This is a genomic window from Streptomyces sp. NPDC025618 (assembly GCF_055558795.1).
This window is the reverse complement of the sequence record NZ_JBVHLW010000025.1, coordinates 40821-67550: the sequence shown is the minus strand read 5'-3', so window position 1 is coordinate 67550 and position 26730 is coordinate 40821. Positions and strand designations below refer to the sequence as shown.

Genomic DNA, 26730 nt, shown 5'->3' with positions numbered 1-26730 from the left:
CCATAAGGACCAAAAGTGGAACTGGCCTATTACTCGGACTATGCCGTGCGGCTGGTCAACACCGAGGAGCCCGCGCGCGGCACCGACACCCTCACCTCCGTCGAGGCGGTGCGCGAACTCTTCGGCGCCGGGGCCCAGGCCGCGCGCCGCGCGTCCGACAGCGACGTCACCCGGCTGCGGTCCGTACGGGCCCGGCTGCGCGCGGTCTTCGAGGCCGCCGACGCGGGCGAGGAGGTGCGGGCCGTGGACCTGCTCAACGCCCTGCTGATGGAGTTCCCCGTCAGCCCGCAGATCTCCGGCCACGAGTATCGCGACGCGGACGGCCGCCCCAAGTGGCACATGCACATCGCCGACCACGCGGCCAACGCCAGCGCCTCCTACACCGCGACCGCCTGCATGGGCCTGGCCGTCCACCTCACCGAGCTCGGCGTCGACCGGCTGGGCATCTGTCAGGCCGCCCCCTGCCGCAACGTCTACCTCGACACCTCGACCAACCGCTCGCGCCGCTACTGCTCCGACCGCTGCGCGACCCGCGCCAACGTCGCCGCCTACCGCGCCCGCAAGCGCCTGGAGAGCCGGGAGGCCGAGGCCGCGACGGGCACCGCCCGCACCGGCCGCAGCGCGGACGCCAGCCACGACAGCAGCGCCCCCACCGAGCGCTGACCCGCCCCCGGCGGGCGCCGCAGCCGCACCCAGGCACGGGCCACCACGAACTCCTCGGGCACCGTGCCGAACTCGCGGCTGTCGTTCTCCACCAGCGGGTTGTCCCCCATCACCCACCAGCCGCCCTCGCGCCGCTCGACGGCCCGCTTGACGATCAGCAGGTCCTGCCGGAACGGATGCCGCAGCACCACCACGTCCCCCGGCCGGACGGCCGCCCCGTACTGCACGACGAGCTGGTCGCCGGGGTTCAGCGTCGGCACCATCGACGGGTTGTAGACCTCGGCCAGCCCGATCCGCAGCAGTCCGCGACGCTCGCGGTCCTGCTCCTGCCCGCGCTCGTCCACTTGCTCCTGCACCTCGGCACCTCCCGGTCCGTTTTTCCTCCACCTGTCACGGCGGCAGTTCCAGACTGACACCGGACTTTTGTCCTAAGCCCCCCGGGGCACCCGAGAAAAGCCTTCCCACACCGAGTAATCTCGCACCTGAGAAGACGATCACGAGGAAGGACAGTTTTATGCTCTCCCGCCTGTTCGCCCCCAAGGTGCAGGTCAGCGCGCACTGCGACCTGCCGTGCGGCGTTTATGACCCCGCCCAGGCCCGTATCGAGGCCGAGTCGGTCAAGGCAGTCCAGGAGAAGTACCAGGCCAACCAGGACCAGGACTTCCGCACCCGCGCGCTCATCATCAAGGAGCAGCGCGCCGAGCTGGCCAAGCACCACGTCTCGGTGCTGTGGAGCGACTACTTCAAGCCGCCGCACTTCGAGAAGTTCCCCCAGCTGCACCAGCTGGTCAACGACACCCTCAAGGCCCTGAGCGCGGCCAAGGCGTCCAACGACCCGAAGACGGGCGAGAAGGCGCTGGAGCTCATCGCGGAGATCGACCGCATCTTCTGGGAGACCAAGAAGGCCTGACCCGGTCTCCTCACGCGCCTCCGCGCCCGGCCCGCCGCTCCCGTCAGGGAGGCCGCGGGCCGGGCGCGAGTGTTTTTCCGGGAAAGGGTCAGGACGAGGGAAGGGTCAGGACGAGGGCCGGAAGGCCAGGACCTCGTTGTGGCCGCCGAAGCCGAACGCGTTGCTCACCGCGAGGGTGACCTCCTGCTCGCGCGCGGTCTTGTGGACCAGGTCCAGCTCGAAGGCCGGGTCGGCCGTCTCCAGGTTGGCCGTCGGCGGGACGAGGCGGTGCTGGAGCGTCAGCACGGTCAGGGCCGCCTCGACCGCGCCGCCCGCGCCGAGGCAGTGGCCGAGCGCGCCCTTGGCCGAGGTGACGCTGGGGGCGTGCGGGAGGACGCGGGTGAGCAGGGCCGCCTCGGTGGAGTCGTTGATGCGGGTGGAGGTGCCGTGCGCGTTGACGTGGTCCACCTCCCGGGGGGCGGCGCCCGCGTCGGCCAGCGCGGCGCGCAACGCGGCCTCGGCGCCGCGGTGTTCGGGGTGCGGGGCGGTGACGTGGTAGGCGTCGCTGGTGGAGCCGCAGCCGGCCAGGACCGCGCGTGGCACCGCGCCGCGCCGCCGGGCGGCGTCCGCGCGCTCCAGCACCAGCACGGCCGCGGCCTCGCCGAGCACGAAGCCGTCGCGCGTGGCGTCGAAGGGGCGGGCGGCCGCCGCCGGGTCGTCGCGGCGCCCCGAGAGGGCCCCTATGCGCTGGAACCCCACGGCGATCAGGGGGGTGACGGCCGCGTCCGCGCCACCGGCGACCACGACGTCGCAGGCGCCCGACAGCAGCAGATCCCGGCCCAGGGCGATGGCGCCGGCCCCCGAGGCGCACGCCGTGGACACGCTCAGGCTCGCCCCGCGGGCCCCCAGGTCCATGGAGACCTCCGCCGCGGGCATGTTGGGGATCATCTTCGGCACGAGCGTCGGAGAGACTCCCTCGTACCCGTCCCGGAGCAGGTCGCGGTGGCCGTCCTCGCACGCCCGCTGACCGCCGAAGCAGGTGCCGACGACCACGGCCACCCGGGTGCCGTCCCAGCTGCCGGGGTCGAGTCCGGCGTCGCGTACCCCCTCCCGGGCGGCGGCGACCGCCAGTTGGGAGCACCGGTCCGTACGCCACAGGGCCCGGCGCCCGAGGTACGCCGCGGGGTCGAAGCCGGGGACGCGGCAGGAGAAGTCGACGGGCAGGCCCGTGAGCCCGGGGTCGGGCGACGCCGTCGCCCGGCCGTCGCGCACGCCCTCCCAGGTGGCCTCCGCCCCGACCCCGGCCGGGGTGACCATGCCGAGGCCGGTCACGGCGACCGCGGGACGGGTCACGGCATCACCCCCAGGGCCGCCCGTTGCGCGCGCTTGTCCTCCAGCAGGGTCACCAACTGCGGGAGGGTGTGGTGCGAAGTCACCTCGTCCTCGCCGATCTTGACGTCCAGTTCCCTCCCCAGGGTGTAGAGCAGCTCGATCACCGCGAGCGAGTCCAGGTCCATGGACGCCAGCGTCCCGTCGGCCGCCATCTCTTCGGGAAGCACCTGGAACTTGCTCGCCAGAATCGCTTCCACGGTCTCCCTCACTGGGATCATGCAGTCTCTCCTGTGGCACTCGATGGGTCGGCGAAGACGTAGTCACCTGTCTTCGCCACGCTGTGGAGCACGTACCGCACACGGTCGACGAAACAGGCGACATTGGTTCCGGCGAGCTCGGTGTCGGGGTGGCGTACGGCGCATCGCACACCGTCATGGGTGCGGTTCACCCAGATGTTGGCCTTGTTTCCACGGGTCATCCGGAACAGCGCCCGGGCGTTCCATTCGGTCCACCGCCGCGAACCGGGGACCACCCGCATGTCGGTGAAGGAGACGAACGGGAAGAACTCCGGCATCGCGCGCTCCACGTCCCCTTCCAGACCGAGGAGTTCCATGACCCGGAGGAACGGCACCCGGGTGAGGCGCATCGCCGTCCTGGCGGCCCGGTGCGCGACGGGCACGACCTCCTGGAACGTCTTCGCCGTGCCGAGGCCGATCTCGACCGGGCCCAGCCCGATGTACCAGCCCATCGAGCGCACCCACTCCGGCCGCGAGCGGGTGTGCATCGGCATCACGGTCCGGTAGACCCGCGCGCCCGTGAGCTGGTGAGTGGCGATGGCGCAGGCCGCGAGCAGTCCGGCGAGGAAGCCGCCGTCCGCCGCGTGGCAGATCTCCTCGACCGCCTCGGCCTCGGCCGCGTCCACCAGCCAGGTGTCCAGCATGGTGTGCGGCACCCGTTCGCCCTCGGCGACCCCGAGGTCAAGGGGGAAGCGCGGCATCCGCCCCCCGGCGTTGTCGACGAAGCGGCTCCAGTCCGCGACGGCCGGATGGTCGGCGCCGACCTGCTCGGCGGTGGCACGCTCCACGGCGCTGTAGTCCGCGTAACCGCCGATGCCTTCATGCACGACCGTTTCTCCGGCGGTGATCGCGGCGTACAGGTCCTGGAGTTCCTGGACGGCCATCGCGACGGAGTAGCCGTCGGCGTGCGCGTGGTCCAGTCCCACGACGACGGTGGTGGAATCGGCGCGCTCCACGGTCTCCACCACGAAACTGGGCAGCTGGAAGGCCCCCGCGGCGCCGTCGACCCGCTCCTGGAGATAGCCGCAGATCTCCTCGCCGTCCGTGAAGTCGCCCTGGGGCGCGTCCCGTACGGCCACCGCGCGAGGGTCGACGGTGAACCGCTCGGGCCTCCCGCCCTCCAGCCGGAAACCGCTGCGCAGCGTCTCGTGCCGTTCGACCCAGGCGCGCACCGTCTCACGGAACACCTCGGCGTCGAAGGGGCCGGAGATCTCGAACCCGAAGCCCAGCCAGGCCGGTGTTCCGAGGTCACGCTCCTCGAGCTTCAAGGAGAACCTCAGATGCAATTCCTGGTTGTACGACAAGGGCGTCGCGTTCGCGGCCGCCCGTGCCGCCTCGTGGAAGGGCGCCGGGTCCAGCGTCCACTCCCTGAGCCGGCCGGGGGCCACGTGGTACCCGGCGAGCGTCGTCATCAGCATCCGCGGACCCCGTCCCCGGCGCGACGCCGATCCCAGGGGCCGGTTCCGACAACCCTCACCACACCCACGTGAAGCTCCCAGACCTCGACATCCGCCATATCTCCGCGTTCAGTGCCCAGCGGTGGTCCTGCTCATGGCGCGCGGACCGCCCGCGTACACGGAATGGCGAACCGGCCCCGAAGCGGTGGCGGGGTTCATCACAGTGCCGTATGAGACGCGGCGGTCCGCCGGATTTCACGTCGTTCGCACAGAAGGGCCCCCACCCGCTTGGATACGGGAACACTCATCCGTTCAGTGGGGGATTCATGTTCGACGCGTTCGTCCTGGCCGTGCCGGGGCTGATGGCGGCCATCGGCATCGTGGGAATGGTGTGGGCGGTGCTGCGCGTGCGCCGGCTGCGGGCCGCGTGGCGCGGTGGCATCGAGGTGCGGGGGCGCTGCCTGCGGCTGTACGCGACCACGACGACGCGTCGGCAGGGCACGCACGTCTCCTCCTCGACGACGCTGAACCACGTCTACGAGTTCACGACGCCCGAGGGCCGGGTGACACGGTTCGAGGAGGCGGGCGGGCGCGCCACGGTCGTCGAGGGGGACACGGTGACCGTCCGCTATCCGCCGGGGCGGCCGGACCGGGCGACGGCGCTGCCGCCCGGGGACTCCCGCACGCTGGTGGGCACGGTCGTCCTGCTGGCGTTCCTCGCGGCGTTCGTGTCGGGGTGCGTGGGCTTCGGCGTCTTCTATCTGTCGGTGTTCAAGCCGGCGAAGGACAAGGTCGTGGAGAAGGTCGAGCACGTCGACGGCGGCGCGGACGGGGTCCCGCACATGACGCCGCCGCCGCTGCCCCCGCTGCCGACGGGCCCGCCCGACGGCTTCCCGACCGCGCTGCCGTAGGGCTCCGCCGCAGGACTTCTCGGCAGGCCGGACGCCCGCACAACGGACCCGCACTTTTCGGTCATGAGTCGGCGATCCATGGGTAGACGCCCAGCGAAGAGATGAGGAGCCGCACAGATGGTCGTGATCGAATTCCCTGACGGGGATGCCGCCGGGGCCCGCCACGCGACGGCGGAGTTCCTGGCCAGGAACTGCCCGTGGGCGGATCTCGACGCCGTGGTGCTCGTGGTGTCCGAGCTGGTGGCCAACGCGATCCGGCACACCGGTGGCTGGTGGCGGCTGTGCGTGCGGGCCGTGCAGGGGCGGCTCGTGGTGGAGATCGCCGACGCCAGCCCCCGCCCGCCCGAGCCGCGCACCCCGGACCTGGCCGGGGGCGGCGGGCTGGGCTGGCACATGGTGGAGCGGCTGGCCACCCGGCTTGAGGTGGTGGACCGCCGGCCGGAGGGCAAGACCGTACGGGCCACCTGGCTGCGACCGGCTCCGCTGCCGATCGGCATCTGATCCGGATCCGGTCCTCCGATCCGGAGCAGGTGATCCGAAGCGGGCCGGTCGCGGGCGCGGGGCTACCTCAGCCCACGTCGTCGCGGGGCTACCTCAGCCGTCGCGGGGCTACCTCAGCCCGAGCAGGCCGAGCCGCAGCCGGCCGAGGATGCGGGAGAGCAGCCGCGACACATGCATCTGCGAGATGCCCAGCTCGGCGCCGATCTCCGACTGCGTCATCTCCGCGCCGAAGCGCATGCGCAGGATCTGCCGTTCGCGGTCGCTCAGCTCGGCGACCAGCGGCTTGAGGGCGTGGAGGTTCTCCACGCCCTCCAGGGCCGGGTCGATGTCGCCGAGCCGGTCGGCGTAGCTGGTGCCCGCCTGGTCGGAGCCCTCGTCCACGGGCACGTCGATGGACCCGGCGGTGTAGCCGTTGCTGGCGACGATGCCCTCGACGACCTCCTCGCGGGTGATGCCGAGGTGCTCGGCGAGCTCGGCGGGGGTCGGCGCGTGGTCCAGCTCCTGGGAGAGCTCGCTGGTGGCCTTGGCCAGCTCGACGCGCAGCTCCTGGAGGCGGCGCGGCACATGCACCGACCAGCTGGTGTCCCGGAAGTGCCGCTTGATCTCACCGACGATGTACGGCACGGCGAAGGTGGTGAACTCCACCTCGCGCGAGAGGTCGAAGCGGTCGATGGCCTTGATCAGTCCGATGGTGCCGACCTGGATGATGTCCTCCATCTGGTCACCACGGCTACGGAAGCGGGACGCGGCGAAGCGCACGAGCGAGAGGTTGATCTCGATCAGCGTGTTGCGCGCGTACTGGTATTCGTGGGTGCCTTCCTCGAGTTCGGCGAGGCGGTCGAAGAAGAGCTTGGACAGCGCCCGGGCGTCCCGCGGCGCCACCGTCGTCGCGTCCTCGATGTACGGCAGCCCCCCGACCGACTCTTCGAACCGCTGCGCAACAGCCGCCGAATGCTCTGTCGTAACCGTGGATGCCGTGATGGTCACGTCGTCCTCCCCAGATCCGTTGCTGACGTCCGCCGCCTACCCGGCGGCCCGGCGGGCATGCCTCCTCTTTTCGCCCAGGGCGAAGCCGCTCCCGGTGCGGGCGCGGGGAAGCACGGGGCAAGGGCGGGGCAAGAAGGGGCAAAGAAGGGCAAGGACGGACAAGGGCACGGCCGAAACGGGGCGAACGGACCGGCGGCGCATGTCCGCCCGTCCCGCCACCCGGCCCCGCCTAGACTGGTCGTGCCGGGCGCCGGATGCCCGACAGGGACGGGAGAGCGACAGTGGCCGCAGGAGCCGGAAGCGTCGGAGGCTTCGAAGGGAGCTTCGGTGAGGGCTTCGACGACCCCTCGGCGGAGGTGCTGTCGGAGGCGGCCGCGGCGTTCGGGCTGCTCGCCTCCTCCGCCCGGCTGCATCTCGTGTGGGCGCTGTCCCAGGGCGAGAGCGATGTGAGCGGGCTCGCCGAGCGGGTGGGCGGGGCACTCCCCGCGATCAGCCAGCACCTGGCGAAGCTGAAGCTCGCGGGCCTGGTGCGGTCCCGGCGGGAGGGTCGGCGCGTGGTCTATCTCGTGGACGACCCGAACGTCGTCACGATCGTACGGCTCATGGTCGGCCAGCTCGTCGACCGCAGGACCGGTGCGGAGGCCGTTCCCGGCGCGGCCGCCGGGTCGCGTGCCGGTTCCGGGCGCCTCCGTGGTCTGGGCGCCTGAGGACCCTGCCGCGGGCGGGGCAGCGGCTGAGGAGAACGCCCGGGAGCACGCGCGAGGGGAGCACGGCACCGCCCTCGAAGTCCTGCGCACGCTGCGGAGCGGCCCGCGCGGGCTCGTGGAGGCGGAGGCCGAGGAACGCCTCGCGCGGCACGGCGAGAACACCTTCGCCGGGCGCCGCCCGGCTTCCTGGCCGCGCCGCTTCGCCCGCAGCCCGCGCGACCCCTTCACCGCCGTCCTGATCTGCCTCGGGCTGGTCTCGGCGGTCATGTCCGCCTGGGGCACGGCCTGCGTGATCGCGGTCCTGGTCACGGTCAGCTGCGTCCTGCGGTCGACGGGCGAGCACCGCGCGGACCGCTCGGCCGCCGCCCTGCGCGACATGCTCGCGACCACCGCGACGGTCCGCCGCCGGCCGACGGCCGACGCGCCCGCCCTGACCCGCGAGCTCCCCGTCGACCAGCTCGTCCCGGGCGACGTCGTGCTGCTCGCGCCGGGCGACCTGGTCCCGGCGGACCTGCGGCTGCTGCGGGCCACGGGGCTGACGGTCCATGAGGCGGCGCTGACGGGCGAATCGACGCCCGTGGTGAAGCACGGCCTCGACGTACCGCGGGCCGACGAACACGCGCACGGCCGTACCCACAGCTGCTTCCAGGGGAGCAGCGTCGTCTCCGGCACGGGTACGGGCGTCGTGGTGGCGACCGGCGCGGACACCATGCTCTCGGGCGCGCTGCCCGACGGGGGCCGTGAGGCGTACGGACGGGGGCGCCGCCCGTCCACGGCGGCCAGCCCGTTCGACCGGTCGGTGAACGGCATCGCCTGGACGCTCGTACGGTTCATGCTGCTCACCGCCCCGCTGGTGCTGATCGCGGGCGCGCTGCTGCGCGGGCGCGGCCTGGAGACCCTGCCGTTCGCGGTGGCCGTCGCGGTGGGGCTCACCCCCGAGATGCTGCCGGTCGTGGTGACGACCGCGCTGGCCCGCGGCGCCGCGCTGCTCGCCCGGGGCGGCGAGGTCATCGTCCGGCGGCTGCCCGCGCTGCACGACCTCGGCGCGGTCGACGTGCTGTGCGTGGACAAGACCGGCACGCTCACCCAGGACGTGCCCGTCGTGACCTGCGCGGTCGACGGCGAGGGCCGGGAGGACCCGGCCGTCCTGCACTGGGCCGCGGTCAACGCGCTGTGGACGCTCCAGCTGGCGGAACTGCCCGCGCCCGACGCGCTGGACGAGGCGATCCTCGACGCGGACGAGGAGCGCGGCGGCGGGGTGCTCGGCGCGGACAGCGTGGAGGGGGTGGCCGCGCTGCCGTGCGGGCCGGGCCGCACCCTCGCCACAGCGGTCGTACGCGGCCCCGCCCACTACGCACCCGGCCTCCTCGGCACGCCCGGCAACGTCCGCACGCTGACCGGCGGTCCCGCGCCGGCGAAGGCGCACACGCTGGTGGTCAAGGGCGCGCCGGAGGACGTGCTCCGGCGCTGCGCCCGCGAGGGCCACGCCGGGCTCCCGCTCGGCGACGAGGAGCGGGAGCGGCTCGCCGGGCGGGCCGCCGCGCTGGCCGCCGACGGGCTGCGGGTGCTCGCCGTCGCGGTCGCGGAACGGCCCGCGCGCGGGCGGCCGTACACCCCGGCCGACGAGCGCGACCTGACCTTCCTCGGCTTCGTCGGGCTGCGTGACGCGCTCGCGCCCACCGCCGCCGAGGCGCTCGGCGCGCTCGCGGAGCGCGGCGTCACGGTGAAGGTGCTCACCGGCGACCACCCGGGCACCGCCGCCCGGATCTGCCGTGAGCTGGGCCTGGAGCCGGGCGAGGTCGTCACCGCCGACCGGATCGAGGGCCTCGGCCCGCTGGAGCTGGCCCGCCTCGCCACCCGTACGACGGTCTTCGCGCGGTGCGCGCCCGAGCACAAGGCCCGGATCGTGCGGGCCCTGCGCGAGGGCGGCGGCCACACGGTCGGTTTCCTGGGCGACGGGGTCAACGACCTGTCCGCGCTGCACGCCGCCGACGTGGGGATCTGCCCGCGCGACGGGGTGGACGTGGCGCGTGAGGCGTCCGACGTGGTGCTCGCCTCGAAGGACCTCACCGCCCTGGAGCGGGCGATCCTGGCCGGGCGCCGCAGCACGGGCAACATCGCCGCCTATCTGCGCATCACCCTCTCCTCCAACCTCGGCAACGTCATCGCGATGCTGGCGGCCGGGCTGCTGCTGCCGTTCCTGCCGATGCTGCCCGCGCAGGTGCTGGTGCAGAACCTCTGCTTCGACGCGGCCCAGCTGGCCCTGGCCTTCGACCGGCCCGGAGCGCACGCGCTCCGGCACCCGGCGGTGCTGCGGCCGCGCGCGCTGTTCCGCTTCATGACCGGCTTCGGCCTGCTGAACGCGGTGGCCGACCTGACGACCTTCGGGGTGCTGGCACTGGCCGTGCGCTCCTTCGACGGCGAGCGGGGGCAGGCGGCCTTCCACGCGGGCTGGTTCACGGAGAACCTCCTGACGCAGGCGCTCGTGATGCTGCTGCTCCGCTCGGGCCGCCGCCTGGCGGAGGGTGGCGCTCCGACTCCGATCCGGCTGGCGGCGACGGCGCTGGCGGTGGTGGGTCTGCTGCTTCCGCTGTCGCCGCTGGGGCCTGTGCTGGGGATGACGGCGTTGCCGCCGCTGTATTACGGGCTGATGGCGGGGGTGCTGGCGCTCTACGGTGTGGCGCTGGGGGTCGCCCGACGGCGGGTGTAGGCGGGCTTGTTCCCCCACCCCGCCCCTTCCCGGCTGCGTCTGATGTGCGGCTCCGCCGCGTGGGGGGCGAGCCCCCAGGCCCCCCAGCAACCCGCTTCGCGGGTTGTCCTCAAGCTCCCCCAGCTACCTCCCCCAGACTCCGTCCAGGGGTGCCCCCAGAGGTGCCCCCAACGGGCTGAATGCGAACCCTGAAGCGGACACGTCCCGCACTCGCCCGCCCCCGGGCCCACAGAGAATCAGGGGCGCACCCACCCGGCAGAGCCGCGCATCAGACGCGCGCCCTCACCAATCGCCACCCCCGAAGCCCCCGTCACCGCCGCCGCCGAAGCCGCCGCCATCTCCCCAGCCCCCACCCGAGAAATCGTCGGAGTTGAAGTCGGAGCCGGTGTAGTCCCCGCCGTCAGGCCCCGCGTCCGGCGAAGCCGCATACGCGGGACCGCTGAGGACACTCCCGAGCATCGTCCCGACGAGGAGGCCCGGCAGCAGGCCGCCACCGAAGTAGCCGCCGGCCCAGGGGGCGTACGCCGGCCCCGCGTTCCAGTACGGCTGGGGTCCGCTCGTCGTCTGGACCTCGCGGGACAGCGGCTCCTGGCCGTCCGCGATCCGGGCGGCGTCGGCGGCGCAGGCCGGCACCGTGCGTACGGCACCGCCGGGCGGGGCCCATGCGACGTCCTGGACGGAGGGCCCGTGGCGCGGGTCGAAGAAGCAGGGGACTCGGCGCTCGGGCAGCGGGGACTTCGTGCGGCGGGCGGCGAGGGTGGCCAGGGCGAAGCGGCCCTTGTCGAGGGTCTCGGTCACCGCCGTGACGTCCGTCGGCTTCGCGGCGGCGGCCATCTTCGACTTGGCCTCCTCGTAGGCGTCGAGGGCCTCCTCGTAGTCCTTGCGCATCGCGTCGTCCGCGCCGGGCTCGGACGGGGAGAAGTCGAGCCGGTCGAGCTCCTCGCCGAAGGCGGTGATGTCCTCGTCGACCACGACCCGCAGCGCGTCGAGCTCGGCGCGCTCGCGCTCCTCCCGCTTCTTGCGGTTGCGGCGGTAGAGGGCGTACGCCCCGGCGCCACCGGCGACGATCACCGCGCCGCCGGTGATCAGACCCGTCGCGCCGACCCCCTTGGAGGCCGAGCCGCCCCAGGAGCCGGGCTCCTGCCCCTTGGCCTGCCGGTCGGCCTGGTCGACGAAGCTGTTGAGCTGGGTCCTGGCGTCACCGCCGGACCGCTTGACGGAGCCGACCAGATTGCGGGTGGCGTTCTTGGACATCACGCGCGAGTCGGCGCCCGCGTTGATGGCGTCGCCCAGGTGGACCACGTAGACACCGGCGATGCCCACCTTGGAGCGGAGGTCCTGCAGGACGGTGGCCCTGGGGTATTCGGAGGCGGCGGGCAGCACGGCGACGAAGACCGGCTTGCCCGCGTCGCGGATCTTCTTCGCGAGCGCCTGGGCGTCGTCCGCGGGCAGCTGGTCGGCCGCCCGGGGGTCGACGTAGACCGGGCCCTTGGTCAGCACCGCCGCCGCGGCGTCCAGGCCGGTGGCGCTCGTGTCGGCGCGGGCGGACGGTGCGTACAGCGCGGCACCCACCAGCACGAACAGGGCGGCGATCAGGGCCGGCAGCGACCTGGGCAGCGCCCGGGGGAAGGCGGGCATGGCGTTGCTCCTCGGGGAAGGACTGCTCATGGAACTCTTCGGGCTCACGGGACTCACTCTGCGCTTACCACCAAAACGGAATATTCAGGCACGGGGTTCCCCTCGGCCGCTCTTCTTCCCCCTCCCTTTTCCGCCCTTCCCGCCCTGCCCGCCCCTCCCGCCCTGCCCGTCCCTCCCGCCTTTCCCGCGGCTCAGCCGTAGGAGAGGTTGGCGCAGGGGTCGTCGTCCGCCGACCGGGCCTTCTCGGCGACGTCGGGCGAGAGCGTGCCGCTGCCCGAGTGCGCCGGGGACGGCGGGCCGGCCGACGCCGACGGGGCGTCGGCCGGCCCGTCGGCGTAGTCGTGGCCGAGGACGATGGAGATGCCGGGCGCGGCCGCCCCCCGTACGTACGAGCCGGGGAAGAGCCGGGCCACGGTCCGGGCGTGGTCCACCTCGCCCGGCCCGAACTCGATCACGGTGGTGCCCTGGTCCCGCTCGGCGGCGGTCGCGGTGTCGGTGACGGTGTAGCCGTGCTCTTCGAGGGCACTGGTGGCCCGCGCGGCGAGGCCCTTGACGGTGGTGCCGTTGGCGACGGCGACGCGCACGCCCTTGCCGGAGACCGGCGCGTCCGCCTGCATGGCCTGCTGCGGCTGCTCCGACGACGCGGGGCTCGCGCCGCGCTTGCCCCCCGCGTCCTTGCCGTCGATCGTGCGGTCGGCCTTGAGGGAGGCCCACAGGGCGTCGGCGTCGGGCTGCACGATGTCGACGCGGTTGCCCGCGTAACGCCAGGGCACGGTGATGAACTTGATGTTGTGCAGGTCGATGTCCTTGAGCGACATCGCGAAGGACAGCAGCTTGTCGGCCGAGCCGAGGCCGGGGTCGACGGTCATCGACTTGGTGGCCGCGTCGGCGAGCGGGAGCAGGGTGGTGGGACTGAAGCCCTGCGAACGCACCTTCTTGATCATGCTGGAGACGAACGCCTGCTGCCGCTGTATGCGTCCTATGTCGGAGCCGTCGCCGATGCCGTGCCGCACCCGCACGTAGTCCAGCGCCTTCTGGCCCGAGACACTCTGCTGCCCCTTGTGGAAGAGGAGGTCGCCGCGCGAGCCGCGGTTCGGGTTGAGGTCGCCCTGATAGACGTCCTTCGGCACGCACACCTGGACGCCGCCCACGGCGGAGGTCATCGAGGAGAAGCCGGCGAAGTCGACGACGAGCGTATGGTCCACCCGCAGCCCCGTGAGCCTCTCCACCGTGTTCTGGGTGCAGGCGGGGTTGCCCTTGGCCGTATCACCCACGGAGAAGGCGGAGTTGAACATCACCCGGGTCTGCTCGGTGGTCCAACTGCCGTCGGGCATCTTGCACGGCGGGATGTCCACGAGGGAGTCCCGGGGTATGGAGACGCCGATGGCGTGCTTGCGGTCGCCGTAGACGTGCAGCAGGAAGGCGGTGTCCGAGCGGCCCACGTCGCCCTCGCCGCCGCCGAGGTCCTTGTTGCTCCCCGCGCGCGAGTCGGAGCCGATGACCAGGACGTTCTGCCCGCCGGCGCCCGCGGCCGGGCGGTTGTCGGAGAGGCCGTCCGCGCCGAAGGTGCTGATGTTGCCGTTGAGCTTCAGATAGACCCAGCCCATACCTCCGGCCAGCAGCACCACGAACCCCAGGGCCACCAGGCCGATGGTCCGCATCCGGTGATGCGTGTGCCTGCCTCGGGTGCCAGTCATATGCGAGCCCTCATCCACTCCCCCGCTCCGCGCGTCTCCCCATCGGAGTAGACGGACGAGCACGGCCTCAGGTTGTCCAGTTGCGCAATCTAGCAAGTATGGTGAAGGCGGCCGTCATGCAGAAGGCCGTGGAAGTCGGCTCGATGATCGACTCGGTAATCAACGCGGAAGAGAGGTGGATCCGTCATGCTGCGCAATGCCCTGGAGCCCTGGCACATCCTCGTCGTCGTACTCGTCGTGGTCGTTCTGTTCGGGTCCAAGAAGCTGCCCGACACCGCCCGCGCGCTCGGCAAGTCCATGCGCATCCTCAAGAGCGAGGCCAAGGCGATGAAGGACGAGGGCGGCGCCGAGGCCGGTCCCGTCGTGACCCCGGCCCCCGCGGCCACGGTGACCACGGCCAACAACGTGGCCCCCACCACCGCACACCCCGCCGACAGCCCCAGGTGACCCACGGGCCACTCGGCCGCCTCCTCCGGTACACCCGCCCCTGGTGAGCTTCCCCCGGGCCCGGCGACCCCGCCGGGACACCGAGGGAGGAAACACCATGGGTTCTCGTCCGTACGGACGCCGTCTCGTCTGGGGCGCCGCCGCCCTGCTCGTCGCCGGGGCCGCGGTGCCCGCGGCGGCCTCCGCGTCGCGGCCGGGCGGCGCCGCGGACGTCTCCGCGCTCAGCGCCGGCCACGGCGCGAAGAAGGCCAAGAACGTCATCCTGCTCATCGGTGACGGCATGGGCGACTCGGAGATCACCCTGGCCCGCGACTACACCGTGGGCGCGGCGGGCCGGCTCGACATGGACGCGTTCCCGCTGACCGGCGCGTACACCACGTACTCCGTCGACAAGAACGGCAAGCCGGACTACGTCACCGACTCCGCGGCCAGCGGCACCGGCTGGGCGACCGGCCACAAGACGGTCAACGGCCGGATATCCAAGTCGCCCGGCACGGACAAGCCGATGACGACGATCCTGGAGCTGGCCCAGCGGAACGGCCTCGCCACCGGCAGCGTCACCACCGCCGAACTCACCGACGCCACCCCCGCCGTGCTCGCCTCGCACGCCACCGACCGCAGCTGCCAGGGCCCGGCCGACATGAAGGCGTGCCCGGCCGACACCATCGCCAAGGGCGGCCCCGGCTCGATCGCCGAGCAGAGCGTGAACCACAAGGTGGACGTCCTCCTCGGCGGCGGCAGGGCCCGCTTCGACCAGAAGATCACCGAGGGCCCGTACCAGGGCATGACGGTCACCGAGCAGGCGCGAAAGCTCGGCTATCAGGTGGTGACCGACGGCAAGGCCCTCCAGGACGCCCGCCCCGGCAAGCCCGTGCTCGGCCTCTTCGCCCCCGGCAACGTCCCCGTCGAGTGGACCGGCAAGCCCGCCGCCCGGGGCGGCACGGACCCGCAGCGCTGTGTGACGGGCAACCCCGAGCGCGCGGCCGGCACCCCGAGCCTGGAGGCGCAGACCCGCAAGGCGCTCCAGTTGCTGGAGCGGAAGCAGAAGGGCGCCGGTGACCGGAAGAAGGGCTTCTTCCTCCAGGTCGAGGGCGCGTCGATCGACAAGCGCGACCACGCGGCCGACCCCTGCGGCCAGATCGGCGAGACCGCGGCGCTGGACCGCGCGGTGAAGGTCGCCCGCGCGTACGCCGCCGAGCACCCCGACACCCTCGTGGTCACCACCGCCGACCACGCCCACACCAGCCAGATCGTCCCGCTGGAGGCCAACCCGCCCGGCCTGTCCTCGACGCTGGTCACGAACGAGGGGCAGCCACTCAAGGTGAACTACTCGACCAACACACCCGGCGCCTCGCAGGAGCACACTGGTACGCAGGTGCGCATCGCCGCGCAGGGCCCGCAGGCGGAGCGCGTCCTCGGGGTCACCGACCAGACCCAGCTGTTCACCACGATCCGCACGGCGCTGTCGCTGCGGTGATTACCGCTCGGTAGGGAGGTGGGCCCGTTCGCCGCTGGCGGCCGGGCCCCTGCGGGTTGTGCCAGTTATACGGGCGGAACATTGGTGGATCACATACCCCCGAGCGGCCCCGGAGCGTCGAGACTGGCAATCCCGTACCACCACCGTCCGTCCGCCCCGCGCAGGAGGAACCGTCGATGACCGGGTCCCGCATCCTCGCCCTCGGCCACTACCAGCCCGCCAGGGTGCTGACCAACGACGAGCTGGCGACCATGGTCGACACCAGCGACGAGTGGATCCGCTCCCGCGTCGGGATCCGTACGCGCCGCGTCGCCGAACCCGGCGAGACCGTCGCGGCGATGGCCACCCAGGCGGCGGCCAAGGCCCTCGCGAACAGCGGGCTCGGCGCCGACGACATCGACCTCGTGCTCGTCGCCACCTGCACGGCCGTCGACCGCAGCCCCAACACGGCCGCCCGCGTGGCCGCCGCGCTCGGCCTGCCCTCCCCCGCCGTCATGGACGTCAATGTCGTCTGCGCCGGCTTCACCCACGCGCTCGCCAGCGCCGACCACGCGATCCGGGCCAAGGCCGCCACGAACGCGCTGGTCATCGGCGTGGAGAAGTTCACCGCCGTCGCGGACTGGACCGACCGCACGACCTGCGTCCTGGTCGGCGACGGCGCGGGCGCCGCGGTGGTCACGGCCTCGGCCACCCCGGAGATCGGCCCGGTCGTCTGGGGCTCGGTGCCGGACATGGGGCACGCCGTACGGATCGAGGGCACGCCCTCGCGCTTCGCCCAGGAGGGGCAGGCGGTCTACCGCTGGGCCACGACGCAGCTGCCGCCGATCGCGCGCGGCGTCTGCGAGCGGGCCGGGGTGGCGCCGGAGGATCTCGCCGCGGTCGTGCTCCACCAGGCGAATCTGCGGATCATCGAGCCGGTGGCGCGGAAGCTCGGCGCGGTCAACGCGGTGATCGCCACGGATGTCACCGAGTCCGGCAACACGTCCGCCGCGAGCATCCCGCTCGCCCTCTCCAAACTGGTCGCCCGAGGCGAGGTCGCCTCCGGCGAGCCGATCCTTCTCTTCGGCTTCGGTGGCAATCTCTCTTACGCGGGGCAAGTGGTGCGCTGCCCGTAGGGGTACGGGCCTGGGCGCGGCGCCGCCGCCGGGTACGCCTGCGGCGGGCCTTTCCCCTACCCGCCCCTTCCCGAAACTGGGGCTGCCGCCCCAGGCCCCGCAACACGCTTCGCGCGTTGTCCTCAAACGCCGGACGGGCTGAGTGTGCTGGCTACGGTCCGCACAATCAGCCCGTCCGGCGTTTGAGGACGCGCCCGCAGGGCGCTGGGGTCCGGGGTATCCCCGGTTTCGGGAAGGGGCGGGGCAGGGGAACAAACCCCGGCACCCTTACGGCGCTTCGCGCAAATACAGCGCCCCGCACGAATGACACAGCGCCACCCCCGGCGTCCCCCAGTCATCGGCAGACCGCACCTCCGCCCCGGGCAGAAGCTCGCGCCCGCACATCGCCGTCGCCGATTCCTCCCGCACGACGTGCCACGTCTTGACCGCCGCCCCGGGCGACCCGCCGTCCACGTACTCCGCACGCAACTCGTGCTCCATGAAGCACACCTCCTCGCCCCACGATGGGGCACCGCGGCGGCGTGCGCCACCGCGTCAGAAGACCGACCAGCCCGTGAGCGTCGTGAAGTGGTCGAGGGCCGCGACGCCCGCCACGGAGTTCCCCCGCGCGTCCAGCCCGGGGCTCCAGACGCACAGCGTGCAGCGTCCCGGTATGACGGCGACGATGCCGCCGCCCACGCCGCTCTTGCCCGGCAGGCCCACGCGGTAGGCGAAGTCGCCGGCGGCGTCGTACGTCCCGCAGGTGAGCATGACGGCGTTGACCTGCTTGGCCTCACGGCGCGGCAGCAGCCGTGTGCCGTCGGCGCGCAGGCCGTGGCGGGCGAGGAAGCCGCTCGCCAGGGCGAGGTCGCGGCAGCTCATCTCGATGGAGCACTGCCAGAAGTAGTGCTCCAGCACGGTGGGCACGGGGTTGTCGAGGTTGCCGTAGCTGGCCATGAAGTGCGCGAGGGCCGCGTTGCGGTCGCCGTGCTCGGTCTCGGAGGCGGCGACGGCCGGGTCGAAGGAGACGTCCGGGTTGCCGCTCTCCGCGCGCAGGAACTCCAGCATCGTGGTGCTGGCGTCGCCGGTCAGGGTCTGGAGCCGGTCGGTGACGACGAGGGCGCCCGCGTTGATGAAGGGGTTGCGGGGGATGCCGTTCTCGTATTCGAGTTGCACCAGGGAGTTGAAGGGGTTTCCGGACGGTTCCGTTCCGACGCGGTCCCAGATCCGGTCGCCGCCCTCGGCCAGCACGAGCGCGAGGCTGAACGCCTTGGAGATGGACTGCACGGAGAACGGCCGCTCCCAGTCGCCGACCCCGTAGACCCCGCCGTCGATGTCCACGACGGCCATCCCGAACCGGCCGATGTCGACGCCGGCGAGGGCCGGGATGTAGTCGGCCACCTGGCCACGGCCGACAAGCGGCCGCGCGAAGGCGGCGACCTCTTCGAGAACGGTCTGGTAGTCCACTGTCCCGGGTCTCGCGCTTCCGTGTCGACGATGAGATTTTCGGCCTGAGGCCGGATCGGCTCGCACGATATCCGAACGCCCGGCCCACCTGCGAACTTTTGGGTACAAGGGGGTCATTCGGCCTACGCGTCCGGCGTACGCCACCTGGTTTCCCAAGGAGGGCGGCGTGGCCCCACCCATGTCCGCGAACGAGTTCCTGGCCGCACTCAGACGCGAGGGCGCCACGGTCGTCGAGGTCGACGGCTGGCGCAACCACAACCGTGCCGGGCACGGGCCCTGGGGCCCGGTCAACGGCGTGATGATCCACCACACGGCCTCCTCGGGCACCGACAGCACCGTACGCCTCTGCTGGAACGGCTACGACCAGCTCCCCGGCCCGCTGTGCCACGGCGTCATCGCCAAGGACGGCCGGATCCACCTCGTCGGCTGCGGCCGCGCCAATCACGCGGGCGGCGGCGACGGCGAGGTGCTCCAGGCGGTGATCGCCGAGAAGCGGCTGCCGCCCGTCCGCTGGGCCGACACCGACGGCAATGTCCACTTCTACGGCTTCGAATGCGTCAACCTCGGTGACGGCAAGGACCCCTGGCCGGAGGAGCAGCTGCTGGCCGTCGAGCAGGTGGCGGCCGCGATCTGCCGCTTCCACGGCTGGACCGAGCGATCGGTGATCGGGCACCTCGAATGGCGGCCGGGCAAGCTCGACCCGACCGGCTTCTCCATGGAGCGGCTGCGCGAGCGCATCGGCGAGCGGCTCAAGTGACGACCACGCGCGCCACGGCGAGAATGGGGGCGTGACCAGCGACCTCCCCACCGCCTCCGCCGCCCTCGCCGCGCTGCGGCCACGGCTGCCGTCCCCGCTCGAAGAGCTGCGGGACGAGCGGTTCACCCGCCGGGGCGTACGGCTGCTGCTCAAGCGCGACGACCTGATACACCCCGAGCTCCCGGGCAACAAGTGGCGCAAGCTGGAGCCCAATCTGCGGGCCGCCGCCGAGGCCGGGCAGCGCACGCTGCTGACCTTCGGCGGCGCGTACTCCAACCACCTGCGGGCGACCGCCGCCGCGGGCCGGCTGCTGGGCTTCGCCACGGTCGGCGTCGTCCGGGGCGAGGAGCTCGCCGACCGGCCGCTCAACTGGTCGCTCACGGCCTGTGTGGCCGACGGCATGCGGCTGCGCTTCGTCGACCGCGCCACGTACCGTCGCAAGGCCGAGCCCGACGTCCTCGCCGAGCTGGCCGGCGGCGACTGCTTCGTCATCCCCGAGGGCGGCAGCAACGCGGCCGCCGCGCGCGGCTGCGCCGCCCTCGGCCGGGAGCTGCGCGGCACGGCGGACGTCGTCGGCATCGCCTGCGGCACCGGCGGCACCCTCGCCGGCCTCGCCGCGGGCCTCGCCGCTTCGCAGCGCGCGATCGGCTTCCCCGTCCTCAAGGGCGGCTTCCTGGGCGAGGAGATACGCGACCTGCAACGGGCGGCGTTCGGTGGCCCGCGAGGCGCCTGGACCCTCGACGAACGCTTCCACTGCGGCGGCTACGCCCGCCTCTCCCCGGAGCTTCTCGCTTTCGCCTCCGATTTCACTTCTCGGCACGGTCCGCGGGTGGAGCGGTTGTATGTGGCGAAGATGCTCTTCGGCCTGACGGCCTTGGCTTCGGAGGGGGCGTTCGCCCGGGGGACGACGGTGGCGGCGGTGATCACGGGCGCGGACCCGGGGCTCTGACGGCCGCTTGTCCCGATCTGCGGCCCCGCCGCGCGGGGGCGCCTGCGGCGGGCTTTTCCCCAGCCCCGCCCCTTCCCGAAACCGGGGGAGACCCCCGGACCCCCAGCGCCCTGCGGGCGCGTCCTCAATCGCCGGACGGGCTGAATTGTGCGGACCGTGACCAGCACACTCAGCCCGTCCGGCGCTTGAGGACAACGCGCGAAGCGTGTTGCGGGGGTCTGGGGGCTTGCCCCCACGCGGCGGAGCCGCACATCAGACGCAGCCGGGAAGGGGCGGGGCTGGGGAAAAAGCCCGCCGCAGGCACAAGCAACCCGCACCCGGCAACGCACCCGCACCCAGACGAAAGGGGCAGCAGCCTGCTACCCCGCCTCCTCCCGGTAAGCCGCCGCCTCCTCGAGATCCAGCCGCCGCAACAGCGTCCGAAGCATCTCGTCGTCGATACGCCGGGCGTCCCGCAAGGACACGAACACCTCCCGCTCCGCGCCGATCATCTCCCGGGCCAGCCGCCGGTACGTGTCGTCCGCCGATTCGCCCGTCACCTCGTCGACCGCGCCGAGGCGCTCCCAGACGGCGTTGCGGCGGCGCTCCATGACGGTGCGGAGGCGGTCGGCGAGGGGTTCGGGGAGGGTGTTGCGGTCGTCGGCGAGGAGTTCGTCGAGGCGGCGTTCGGCGGCGGCCGACGCCTCGCTCTGGGCCTGCGCCTCGGCGAGGGTCCCGGCGGTCGGGTGGGGCGCGGGCAGCCGCAGCCGGCGGATGAGCGGGGGCAGGGTGAGGCCCTGGACGACGAGCGTGCCGATGACGGTCGTGAAGGTCAGGAAGAGGACGAGGTTGCGGGCGGGGAACGGCTGCCCGTGGTGCGTGGTCACGGGGATCGAGAAGGCGATGGCGAGGGAGACCACGCCGCGCATCCCGGCCCAGCCGACGATGAGCGGCGCCTTCCACGTGGTGTCGGGCTCCCGTTCGCGGATGCGGGCGGAGAGGACCCTCGGCAGGAACGTCGCGGGGAAGACCCAGACGTAGCGGGCGGCCACGACGGCGGCGAAGACCGCGGAGGCGTACCAGAGGGCGGCCTGCCCCAGGTCGTACTCCCCCAGTCCGCGCATCACCACGGGCAGTTGGAGCCCGATGAGCGCGAAGACGGCGGACTCCAGCACGAAGGCGACCACGCGCCAGACGGCGGCCTCCTGGAGGCGGGTGGCGAAGTCGACCTGCCAGGAGTGGTGGCCGAGGTAAAGGGCGACGACCACGACGGCGAGCACCCCGGAGGCCCCGACCACCTCGGCGGCGGCGTAGGCGGCGAAGGGGATGAGGAGGGAGAGGGTGTTCTGCAGGAGCGGTTCGCGCAGCCGCTTGCGCAGCCAGTGCAGCGGCACCATGAGGATCAGCCCGGCCCCGATGCCGCCGAGCGACGCGACGGCGAATTCACGGAAGCCCTCGCCCCAGGTCGCGCCCTCGCCCACAGCGGCGGCGAGCGCCACCTTGTAGGCGGTGATCGCGGTGGCGTCGTTCACCAGGGACTCGCCCTGGAGGATCGTGGTGATGCGGGAGGGCAGCCCGAGGCGGCGCGCGATGGCGGTGGCCGCGACGGCGTCGGGCGGGGCGACGACCGCGCCGAGCACCAGCGCGGCGGTGAGCGGCAGTCCGGGCACGACCAGGTATGCCACATAGCCGACCGCGAAGGTCGCGAAGAGGACATATCCGACCGACAGCAGCGCCACCGGGCGGATGTTGGCGCGGATGTCGAGGTACGAGCTGTCGAGCGCGGCCGTGTGCAGGAGCGGCGGCAGGATCAGGGGGAGCACGATCGCGGGGTCGAGGGTGTACTCGGGCACGCCGGGCACGTAGGAGGCGAGCAGCCCGACGGCGACGAGCAGCAGGGGCGCGGGCACCGGGGTCCGCCGGGCGGCGCCCGCGACCGCGGCACTGGCCGCGATCAGCATGAGCAGTGGCATGACATCCATCGGTCCCGGCGCTCTCCGTTTCGAAGCCCTCGGCAGTGCGAACTAGTCTGGCAATCATGAGCGAGTGCCCGCATGTTCCCGAGCTGCCGCGCCCCGAGCCCGCGCCGCTGCACCCGACCTGCCCGGAGTGCGAGGCCGTCGGCAGCCACCCGGTGCAGCTGCGGTTGTGCCTGGTCTGCGGGCATGTCGGCTGCTGCGACTCCTCGCCGTACCGCCACGCGACGGGGCATTTCGAGGAGACCGGGCACGCGGTGATGCGCAGCTTCGAGCCGGGCCAGACCTGGCGCTGGTGCTATACGGACCGGCGGATCGTCTGAGGGAGCGCGGCGGGTGCCCGCGGTTGCCGCGGCGCGCTCACCCCCGACCGCTAGCATGCAGACATGATCCGACCCGCCACGCCCGACGACGTCCCCGCCATCCACACCATGATCCGCGAACTGGCGGAGTACGAAAGGGCGCTGGGGGACGCGAAGGCGACCGAGGAGCAGTTGCGCGAAGCCCTCTTCGGCACGGCCCCGGCGGTCTTCGCACTGATAGCGGAGAGTGACGGAAAAAGCGTCGAGGACGGGATACCGGCGGGCGAGGCGGTCGGCTTCGCGCTCTGGTTCCGCAACTTCTCCACCTGGACGGGTACGCACGGTATCTATCTGGAGGATCTCTACGTCCGCCCGCGGGCGCGCGGCGCGGGCCACGGCAAGGCCCTCCTCGCCACCCTCGCGCGGATCTGCGTGGACCGGGGCTACCAGCGTTTCGAATGGTCAGTGCTGGACTGGAACGCACCCTCGATCGCGTTCTACAAGTCGCTCGGCGCCGAGCCGATGGAGGAGTGGACGGTGCGACGGATGTCCGGAGAACCGCTCCACACTCTTGCGGCGCTCGCGCAGAGTGACGAAAATCCCAACAGGGCGACTGCTCTTTCGATTTGAGACCGCAAGGCTCTAGCCACTGTCCGTGCTCATGGGTTTACCATGAGTGACAGTCGCGGGGCTGCTCCACAGAACCCCAGATCGCGATAGCGTCGCAGCCGAACCACGTGCCGCACCGGGCCGTGCCAAAGTCCTTCACCCGAGGGGCGGTCAGCGCGGGGCCGGTGCTCGTAACAGCTCAAGAAGCTTGTGCCACCTTGGAGGTGAGGGTGTCCCAGATCGCAGGCGAGCCCGGGACCCAGGACTTCGTGGAAGTCCGGCTGCCCGCTGCGGGTGCCTACCTGTCGGTGCTGCGGACGGCTACGGCCGGTCTCGCGGCCCGCTTGGACTTCACCCTCGACGAGATCGAGGACTTGCGTATCGCCGTGGACGAGGCGTGCGCGATCCTTCTGCAACAAGCCGTGCCCGGCTCCGTTCTCAGCTGCGTCTTCCGCCTGGTGGGCGACGCGCTGCGGGTGACCGTCTCGGCACCCACGACGGACGGCCGCGCGCCCGAGCGCGACACCTTCGCCTGGACGGTGCTCTCCGCCCTGGCCGGCGAGGTCGACTCGACGGTCGCCGCCGACCGTACGGTCAGCATCAGCCTGCACAAGAAGCGCGGCGCCGGCCCCGGACAGCCGTGACGGAAGAGGGGGCTCCGTGAGTACTGCATCGTCGCGGGGAGTGCGTGCCCCGGCCATCCCGCAGCAGCCCGCCCGGCCGCTTCCGGCGGAACCGGGTGACCCGGTGACGCCGGCGCCGGGCGAGGCGAGCGACCCACCAGAGCGGGCGGACCACATGGAACAGCACCAGCATCAACAGTGGCACCAGCACCCCACCGCGCAGGACCGCAGTGGAGCCCGTGCCCTGTTCATCGAGCTGCGGGCGCTGCCGGACGGCTCGCTCGAGCGGGCTCAGCTGCGCAATCACCTGGTGCAGATGCACCTGCCCCTGGTGGAGCACCTGGCCCGGCGGTTCCGCAACCGCGGGGAGCCGCTCGACGACCTCACCCAGGTCGCCACGATCGGTCTGATCAAGTCGGTCGACCGCTTCGACCCCGACCGCGGGGTCGAGTTCTCCACGTATGCGACGCCCACGGTCGTCGGCGAGATCAAGCGGCACTTCCGCGACAAGGGCTGGGCGGTGCGGGTGCCGCGCCGCCTCCAGGAGCTGCGGCTGGCCCTGACCACGGCCACCGCCGAGCTCTCCCAGCGGCACGGCCGCGCCCCCACCGTCCACGAGCTGGCCGAGCAGCTGGGGATCTCCGAGGAGGAGGTGCTGGAGGGGCTGGAGTCCGCCAACGCCTACAGCACGCTCTCCCTGGACGTCCCCGACACGGACGACGAGTCACCGGCCGTCGCGGACACCCTGGGCGCGGAGGACGAGGCGCTGGAGGGCGTGGAGTACCGCGAGTCGCTCAAGCCGCTGCTGGAGGATCTGCCGCCGCGCGAGAAGAAGATCCTGCTGCTCCGCTTCTTCGGCAACATGACCCAGTCGCAGATCGCCCAGGAGGTCGGGATCTCGCAGATGCACGTCTCCCGGCTGCTGGCGCGCACCCTCGCCCAGCTGCGGGACCGCCTGCTCATCGAGGAGTAGCCGGCGGGGACCGCACCGGACGGACCGGGCCCTTCGGGGCCCGTGCGTCAGCTTTCGCGCGGGCCGATGCCGAGCGCCTCGGTCGCGGTGGGGTTCACCAGCAGCGCCAGGGTGGCCACGGCCACCAGCGCGAGCACCACGCCCGCGGCGATCAGCGCGCCCCCGGCGTGGGCGAGCGTCCAGGCGACCGGCAGCGCCATGAGCTGGGTGATCATCGCGGGGCCCCGGCTCCAGCGCTTGCGCTGCCACAGCCCCCGGGCCGCCGCCAGCGGCAGCGCGGCGAGGGCGAGCACGGTCACCGCGAGCATCTCCGCCTGCTGCGGGCTGTCCGGCTTCCCGGCGAAGCCCATGACCAGCAGATACACCCCGCCGACCAGCAGGGTGACGCCCTCCAGAGCGGTGAGCACGGCCGCCGCCGTCAGCCGCGCCGGCCGGGGGCCGGCGGGCTCGGGGGCGGCGGGGGTGTGACTCTTCTCGCCGCCGGCCCGGGCGTCACGGGTGCTCTTACGGGCGGACTTCTGCGCGGACTGCTTGCTGCTCACCCCGTCAGGGTAGCCCTGGCCCCTTCCGTACGGGGGTCCGGCGGGCGCTCGACGTGACCGACGGGACACCGGTGGACCGCGGGCCGGGGATGGGGCGTGTACCGACAGGTAGGTAGGCTGGCGCGCATGCGTGCGCTCCTTGTGGTCAACCCGTCGGCCACCACCACCAGTGCCCGTACCCGTGATGTCCTGGTGCACGCGCTCGCCAGCGACCTCAAGCTGGAGGTCGCCACCACGGAGTACCGGGGGCACGCCCGGGACCTCGCGCGGCGGGCCGCGGAGGACGGCAACACCGGCCTCGTGGTCGCCCTCGGCGGCGACGGCACGGTCAACGAGGTGGTCAACGGCCTCCTGCACGGCGGCCCCGACCCGGAGAGCCTTCCCCGCCTCGCGGTGGTGCCCGGCGGCTCGACGAATGTCTTCGCCCGCGCGCTGGGGCTGCCCAACGACGTGGTGGAGGCGACGGGCGCCCTGCTCGACGCGCTGCGCCAGGGCACCGAACGCACGGTCGGCCTGGGCCTCGCGGGGGGCACCCCGGGCACGGCGGACGAGGGTGTTCCCGCCCGCTGGTTCACTTTCTGTGCCGGATTCGGATTCGACGCCGGTGTGGTGGGCCGGGTGGAGCAGCAGCGCGAGCGCGGCAAGCGTTCGACACACGCTCTGTATGTGCGACAGGTGATGCGTCAATTCGTCGGCGAACCGAATCGGCGGCACGGCACGATCACCCTCGAACGACCGGGCGAGGACCCACTCGAGAATCTCGTCATGTCGATAATCTGCAACACCGCGCCGTGGTCGTACCTGGGCAACCGCCCGCTCTACGCCTCGCCGCAGGCGTCCTTCGACACCGCCCTTGACGTGCTGGGATTCACCAAGCTGTCGACGGCGGCGGCCGGTCGCCACCTCGCTCAGCTGATGCGGTCGACGCCCGAACGAGGACCGCACGGAAAGCACGCCGTATCCCTGCACGACCAGACCGCCTTCACCTTGCATTCGCAGGTCCCGCTGCCCTTCCAGATGGACGGTGACCACCTCGGGCTGCGTACGAGCGTGACGTTCACAGGCGTACGCCGTGCACTGCGTGTGATTGTGTGAGCGGTAGGGCCGAAAGTCCTTCCACTCGAACGTTTAGGCTGGGTTCCACCCCCTGGAAGTACGGCTGTGACCTAGCCGACACCGAGGAATCAAAAAAAACTTTCCAGAAGGGGTTGTATCCGCCGCCGAGGTTTGCGAGTCTCTTCATGGCGCTCGGGACGGCCGCTCAAACAAGGCTCCCCGACACAGCCCGAACCCCCTCCCTTTTTCCTGGACTGCCCCAGTTTCGACTGGGCGTCAGCCCTTCCCTTGCGGGGGGATTCGTGAAAGCGTTCACATTCACAAGCAACGTAGCCGCAATAACGAGGAGATGGAGCAGCCATGGACTGGCGTCACAACGCCGTTTGCCGCGAGGAAGACCCCGAGCTGTTCTTCCCCATCGGCAACACCGGTCCTGCGCTGCTGCAGATCGAGGAAGCCAAGGCCGTCTGCCGCCGCTGCCCCGTCATGGAGCAGTGCCTGCAGTGGGCGCTCGAGTCCGGCCAGGACTCCGGCGTCTGGGGTGGACTCAGCGAGGACGAGCGCCGCGCGATGAAGCGCCGTGCCGCTCGCAACCGGGCGCGTAACGCGACCGCCTGAGCCGACACCCCTTCGGCCACCCGAGCCGCAGCGCGCAGTACCCCCCGATGCGCATAGCTTTGAGCCCCGGACCTCATCTGGTCCGGGGCTCGTTGCGTTGGGGGCGGCATGGCCGCCCGCGGCGGGAGACGTC

The 26730-nt window shown here is 72.3% G+C and carries 28 protein-coding genes; 17 read left to right on the top strand and 11 right to left on the bottom strand.

The genetic code is table 11. The annotated features are described in order from the left end of the window. The first annotated feature begins 15 nt into the window (after positions 1-15). Complete coding sequence (locus ACZ4A5_RS21135; RefSeq protein ID WP_467586072.1) at positions 16-663, top strand: CGNR zinc finger domain-containing protein; 648 nt, start codon at positions 16-18, stop codon at positions 661-663. On the opposite strand, the gene sodX is transcribed toward ACZ4A5_RS21135, so the two are convergent. Further along, positions 549-1019, bottom strand: a complete 471-nt coding sequence (gene sodX, locus ACZ4A5_RS21130; protein ID WP_398870448.1) for a nickel-type superoxide dismutase maturation protease — start codon at positions 1017-1019, stop codon at positions 549-551. The genes ACZ4A5_RS21135 and sodX overlap by 115 nt on opposite strands. Positions 1020-1177: 158 nt before the next feature. Between sodX and sodN the strand changes: the two genes are divergently transcribed. Continuing rightward, positions 1178-1573 (top strand): superoxide dismutase, Ni, encoded by a 396-nt coding sequence (gene sodN / locus ACZ4A5_RS21125; protein ID WP_398870447.1) that lies wholly within the window; start codon positions 1178-1180, stop codon positions 1571-1573. 105 nt (positions 1574-1678) lie between these two features. Here sodN and ACZ4A5_RS21120 read toward each other — a convergent pair whose 3' ends face one another. From ACZ4A5_RS21120 to ACZ4A5_RS21110, 3 genes are read right to left on the bottom strand one after another with little or no spacing between them, the layout of a single operon-like run. Further along, complete coding sequence (locus ACZ4A5_RS21120) at positions 1679-2905, bottom strand: beta-ketoacyl-[acyl-carrier-protein] synthase family protein (RefSeq protein WP_467586064.1); 1227 nt, start codon at positions 2903-2905, stop codon at positions 1679-1681. Next, positions 2902-3162, bottom strand: coding sequence for an acyl carrier protein (locus tag ACZ4A5_RS21115; RefSeq protein WP_467586061.1), 261 nt, complete (start codon positions 3160-3162; stop codon positions 2902-2904). Before ACZ4A5_RS21115 ends, ACZ4A5_RS21120 begins: the two co-directional genes overlap by 4 nt. Next, positions 3159-4598, bottom strand: coding sequence for a condensation domain-containing protein (locus ACZ4A5_RS21110; RefSeq protein ID WP_467586057.1), 1440 nt, complete (start codon positions 4596-4598; stop codon positions 3159-3161). Before ACZ4A5_RS21110 ends, ACZ4A5_RS21115 begins: the two co-directional genes overlap by 4 nt. Before the next feature lie 305 nt (positions 4599-4903). On the opposite strand from ACZ4A5_RS21110, the gene ACZ4A5_RS21105 reads away from it, so the two are divergent. Beyond that, positions 4904-5488 carry a DUF3592 domain-containing protein gene (locus ACZ4A5_RS21105; RefSeq protein WP_467586054.1) on the top strand — a complete coding sequence of 195 codons (585 nt, stop codon included), beginning with the start codon at positions 4904-4906 and terminating at the stop codon, positions 5486-5488. Positions 5489-5605: 117 nt separating this feature from the next. Next, a complete protein-coding gene (locus tag ACZ4A5_RS21100; RefSeq protein ID WP_467586051.1) occupies positions 5606-5989 on the top strand; it encodes an ATP-binding protein in 384 nt (127 codons plus the stop codon). A 108-nt stretch (positions 5990-6097) separates the two neighbouring features. Here the strand turns inward: ACZ4A5_RS21100 and ACZ4A5_RS21095 are convergent, their stop codons facing one another. After that, on the bottom strand, positions 6098-6970 hold the full coding sequence (locus tag ACZ4A5_RS21095) for an RNA polymerase sigma factor SigF (RefSeq protein WP_467586141.1): 873 nt from the start codon (positions 6968-6970) through the stop codon (positions 6098-6100). 287 nt (positions 6971-7257) lie between these two features. Here ACZ4A5_RS21095 and ACZ4A5_RS21090 point away from each other — a divergent pair, with 287 nt between their 5' ends. Both ACZ4A5_RS21090 and ACZ4A5_RS21085 read left to right on the top strand, forming a co-directional pair. Further along, entirely contained in the window at positions 7258-7683 is a 426-nt protein-coding gene (locus tag ACZ4A5_RS21090) for an ArsR/SmtB family transcription factor (protein WP_467586048.1), read from the top strand. Further along, positions 7610-10393: an HAD-IC family P-type ATPase gene (locus ACZ4A5_RS21085; RefSeq protein WP_467586045.1), complete on the top strand. Its 2784-nt coding sequence runs from the start codon at positions 7610-7612 to the stop codon at positions 10391-10393. Before ACZ4A5_RS21090 ends, ACZ4A5_RS21085 begins: the two co-directional genes overlap by 74 nt. Positions 10394-10675: 282 nt before the next feature. Here the strand turns inward: ACZ4A5_RS21085 and ACZ4A5_RS21080 are convergent, their stop codons facing one another. Both ACZ4A5_RS21080 and ACZ4A5_RS21075 read right to left on the bottom strand, forming a co-directional pair. Next, the gene (locus ACZ4A5_RS21080; protein WP_467586042.1) at positions 10676-12031 is read right to left on the bottom strand and encodes a hypothetical protein; all 1356 of its coding nucleotides are present in this window, start codon (positions 12029-12031) and stop codon (positions 10676-10678) included. A gap of 191 nt (positions 12032-12222) precedes the next feature. Then, a complete protein-coding gene (locus ACZ4A5_RS21075) occupies positions 12223-13728 on the bottom strand; it encodes an LCP family protein (protein WP_467586039.1) in 1506 nt (501 codons plus the stop codon). 186 nt (positions 13729-13914) lie between these two features. On the opposite strand from ACZ4A5_RS21075, the gene tatA reads away from it, so the two are divergent. The 3 genes from tatA (at position 13915) to ACZ4A5_RS21060 (ending at position 16767) form a co-directional block, all read left to right on the top strand. Next, a complete protein-coding gene (gene tatA / locus ACZ4A5_RS21070; protein WP_467586037.1) occupies positions 13915-14175 on the top strand; it encodes a Sec-independent protein translocase subunit TatA in 261 nt (86 codons plus the stop codon). A gap of 97 nt (positions 14176-14272) precedes the next feature. Further along, positions 14273-15652 carry an alkaline phosphatase gene (locus ACZ4A5_RS21065; protein ID WP_467586034.1) on the top strand — a complete coding sequence of 460 codons (1380 nt, stop codon included), beginning with the start codon at positions 14273-14275 and terminating at the stop codon, positions 15650-15652. 176 nt (positions 15653-15828) lie between these two features. Then, positions 15829-16767 (top strand): beta-ketoacyl-ACP synthase III, encoded by a 939-nt coding sequence (locus ACZ4A5_RS21060; RefSeq protein WP_467586030.1) that lies wholly within the window; start codon positions 15829-15831, stop codon positions 16765-16767. Between the two features lie 267 nt (positions 16768-17034). Here the strand turns inward: ACZ4A5_RS21060 and ACZ4A5_RS21055 are convergent, their stop codons facing one another. Continuing rightward, on the bottom strand, positions 17035-17247 hold the full coding sequence (locus ACZ4A5_RS21055) for a hypothetical protein (protein ID WP_467586027.1): 213 nt from the start codon (positions 17245-17247) through the stop codon (positions 17035-17037). A 54-nt stretch (positions 17248-17301) separates the two neighbouring features. Beyond that, positions 17302-18213, bottom strand: a complete 912-nt coding sequence (locus ACZ4A5_RS21050) for a glutaminase (RefSeq protein WP_467586024.1) — start codon at positions 18211-18213, stop codon at positions 17302-17304. Between the two features lie 166 nt (positions 18214-18379). Here ACZ4A5_RS21050 and ACZ4A5_RS21045 point away from each other — a divergent pair, with 166 nt between their 5' ends. Together ACZ4A5_RS21045 and ACZ4A5_RS21040 are read left to right on the top strand one after the other, a co-directional pair. Continuing rightward, entirely contained in the window at positions 18380-18970 is a 591-nt protein-coding gene (locus ACZ4A5_RS21045) for an N-acetylmuramoyl-L-alanine amidase (protein WP_467586021.1), read from the top strand. Between the two features lie 31 nt (positions 18971-19001). Then, the gene (locus tag ACZ4A5_RS21040; RefSeq protein WP_467586018.1) at positions 19002-19919 is read left to right on the top strand and encodes a 1-aminocyclopropane-1-carboxylate deaminase/D-cysteine desulfhydrase; all 918 of its coding nucleotides are present in this window, start codon (positions 19002-19004) and stop codon (positions 19917-19919) included. Between the two features lie 359 nt (positions 19920-20278). On the opposite strand, the gene ACZ4A5_RS21035 is transcribed toward ACZ4A5_RS21040, so the two are convergent. After that, positions 20279-21880 (bottom strand): Na+/H+ antiporter, encoded by a 1602-nt coding sequence (locus tag ACZ4A5_RS21035; RefSeq protein ID WP_467586015.1) that lies wholly within the window; start codon positions 21878-21880, stop codon positions 20279-20281. A 56-nt stretch (positions 21881-21936) separates the two neighbouring features. Between ACZ4A5_RS21035 and ACZ4A5_RS21030 the strand changes: the two genes are divergently transcribed. The 4 genes from ACZ4A5_RS21030 to ACZ4A5_RS21015 all read left to right on the top strand — a co-directional run bounded on the left by ACZ4A5_RS21030 (position 21937) and on the right by ACZ4A5_RS21015 (position 24381). Beyond that, positions 21937-22197 (top strand): UBP-type zinc finger domain-containing protein, encoded by a 261-nt coding sequence (locus tag ACZ4A5_RS21030; RefSeq protein WP_467586012.1) that lies wholly within the window; start codon positions 21937-21939, stop codon positions 22195-22197. Between the two features lie 63 nt (positions 22198-22260). Then, the gene (locus ACZ4A5_RS21025; RefSeq protein WP_467586009.1) at positions 22261-22806 is read left to right on the top strand and encodes a GNAT family N-acetyltransferase; all 546 of its coding nucleotides are present in this window, start codon (positions 22261-22263) and stop codon (positions 22804-22806) included. A gap of 209 nt (positions 22807-23015) precedes the next feature. Beyond that, entirely contained in the window at positions 23016-23429 is a 414-nt protein-coding gene (locus tag ACZ4A5_RS21020) for an ATP-binding protein (RefSeq protein WP_361524905.1), read from the top strand. 16 nt (positions 23430-23445) lie between these two features. Further along, positions 23446-24381 (top strand): RNA polymerase sigma factor SigF, encoded by a 936-nt coding sequence (locus ACZ4A5_RS21015; protein ID WP_467586005.1) that lies wholly within the window; start codon positions 23446-23448, stop codon positions 24379-24381. Positions 24382-24428: 47 nt separating this feature from the next. Here ACZ4A5_RS21015 and ACZ4A5_RS21010 read toward each other — a convergent pair whose 3' ends face one another. Then, positions 24429-24923: a hypothetical protein gene (locus ACZ4A5_RS21010; protein WP_467586002.1), complete on the bottom strand. Its 495-nt coding sequence runs from the start codon at positions 24921-24923 to the stop codon at positions 24429-24431. A 126-nt stretch (positions 24924-25049) separates the two neighbouring features. Between ACZ4A5_RS21010 and ACZ4A5_RS21005 the strand changes: the two genes are divergently transcribed. After that, a complete protein-coding gene (locus ACZ4A5_RS21005) occupies positions 25050-26018 on the top strand; it encodes a diacylglycerol/lipid kinase family protein (protein WP_467585999.1) in 969 nt (322 codons plus the stop codon). A 321-nt stretch (positions 26019-26339) separates the two neighbouring features. Next, positions 26340-26597, top strand: a complete 258-nt coding sequence (locus ACZ4A5_RS21000; protein WP_004937597.1) for a WhiB family transcriptional regulator — start codon at positions 26340-26342, stop codon at positions 26595-26597. Positions 26598-26730: the final 133 nt, after the last annotated feature.

Coding starts and splice junctions, on each gene's coding strand:
- sodN (WP_398870447.1), top strand. CDS start 1,178: ATGCTCTCCCGCCTGTTCGCCCCCAAGGTGCAGGTCAGCGCGCACTGC.
- ACZ4A5_RS21115 (WP_467586061.1), bottom strand. CDS start 3,162: ATGATCCCAGTGAGGGAGACCGTGGAAGCGATTCTGGCGAGCAAGTTC.
- ACZ4A5_RS21110 (WP_467586057.1), bottom strand. CDS start 4,598: ATGCTGATGACGACGCTCGCCGGGTACCACGTGGCCCCCGGCCGGCTC.
- ACZ4A5_RS21105 (WP_467586054.1), top strand. CDS start 4,904: ATGTTCGACGCGTTCGTCCTGGCCGTGCCGGGGCTGATGGCGGCCATC.
- ACZ4A5_RS21100 (WP_467586051.1), top strand. CDS start 5,606: ATGGTCGTGATCGAATTCCCTGACGGGGATGCCGCCGGGGCCCGCCAC.
- ACZ4A5_RS21080 (WP_467586042.1), bottom strand. CDS start 12,031: ATGCCCGCCTTCCCCCGGGCGCTGCCCAGGTCGCTGCCGGCCCTGATC.
- ACZ4A5_RS21075 (WP_467586039.1), bottom strand. CDS start 13,728: ATGACTGGCACCCGAGGCAGGCACACGCATCACCGGATGCGGACCATC.
- tatA (WP_467586037.1), top strand. CDS start 13,915: ATGCTGCGCAATGCCCTGGAGCCCTGGCACATCCTCGTCGTCGTACTC.
- ACZ4A5_RS21065 (WP_467586034.1), top strand. CDS start 14,273: ATGGGTTCTCGTCCGTACGGACGCCGTCTCGTCTGGGGCGCCGCCGCC.
- ACZ4A5_RS21060 (WP_467586030.1), top strand. CDS start 15,829: ATGACCGGGTCCCGCATCCTCGCCCTCGGCCACTACCAGCCCGCCAGG.
- ACZ4A5_RS21055 (WP_467586027.1), bottom strand. CDS start 17,247: ATGGAGCACGAGTTGCGTGCGGAGTACGTGGACGGCGGGTCGCCCGGG.
- ACZ4A5_RS21035 (WP_467586015.1), bottom strand. CDS start 21,880: ATGGATGTCATGCCACTGCTCATGCTGATCGCGGCCAGTGCCGCGGTC.
- ACZ4A5_RS21030 (WP_467586012.1), top strand. CDS start 21,937: ATGAGCGAGTGCCCGCATGTTCCCGAGCTGCCGCGCCCCGAGCCCGCG.
- ACZ4A5_RS21025 (WP_467586009.1), top strand. CDS start 22,261: ATGATCCGACCCGCCACGCCCGACGACGTCCCCGCCATCCACACCATG.
- ACZ4A5_RS21005 (WP_467585999.1), top strand. CDS start 25,050: ATGCGTGCGCTCCTTGTGGTCAACCCGTCGGCCACCACCACCAGTGCC.
- ACZ4A5_RS21000 (WP_004937597.1), top strand. CDS start 26,340: ATGGACTGGCGTCACAACGCCGTTTGCCGCGAGGAAGACCCCGAGCTG.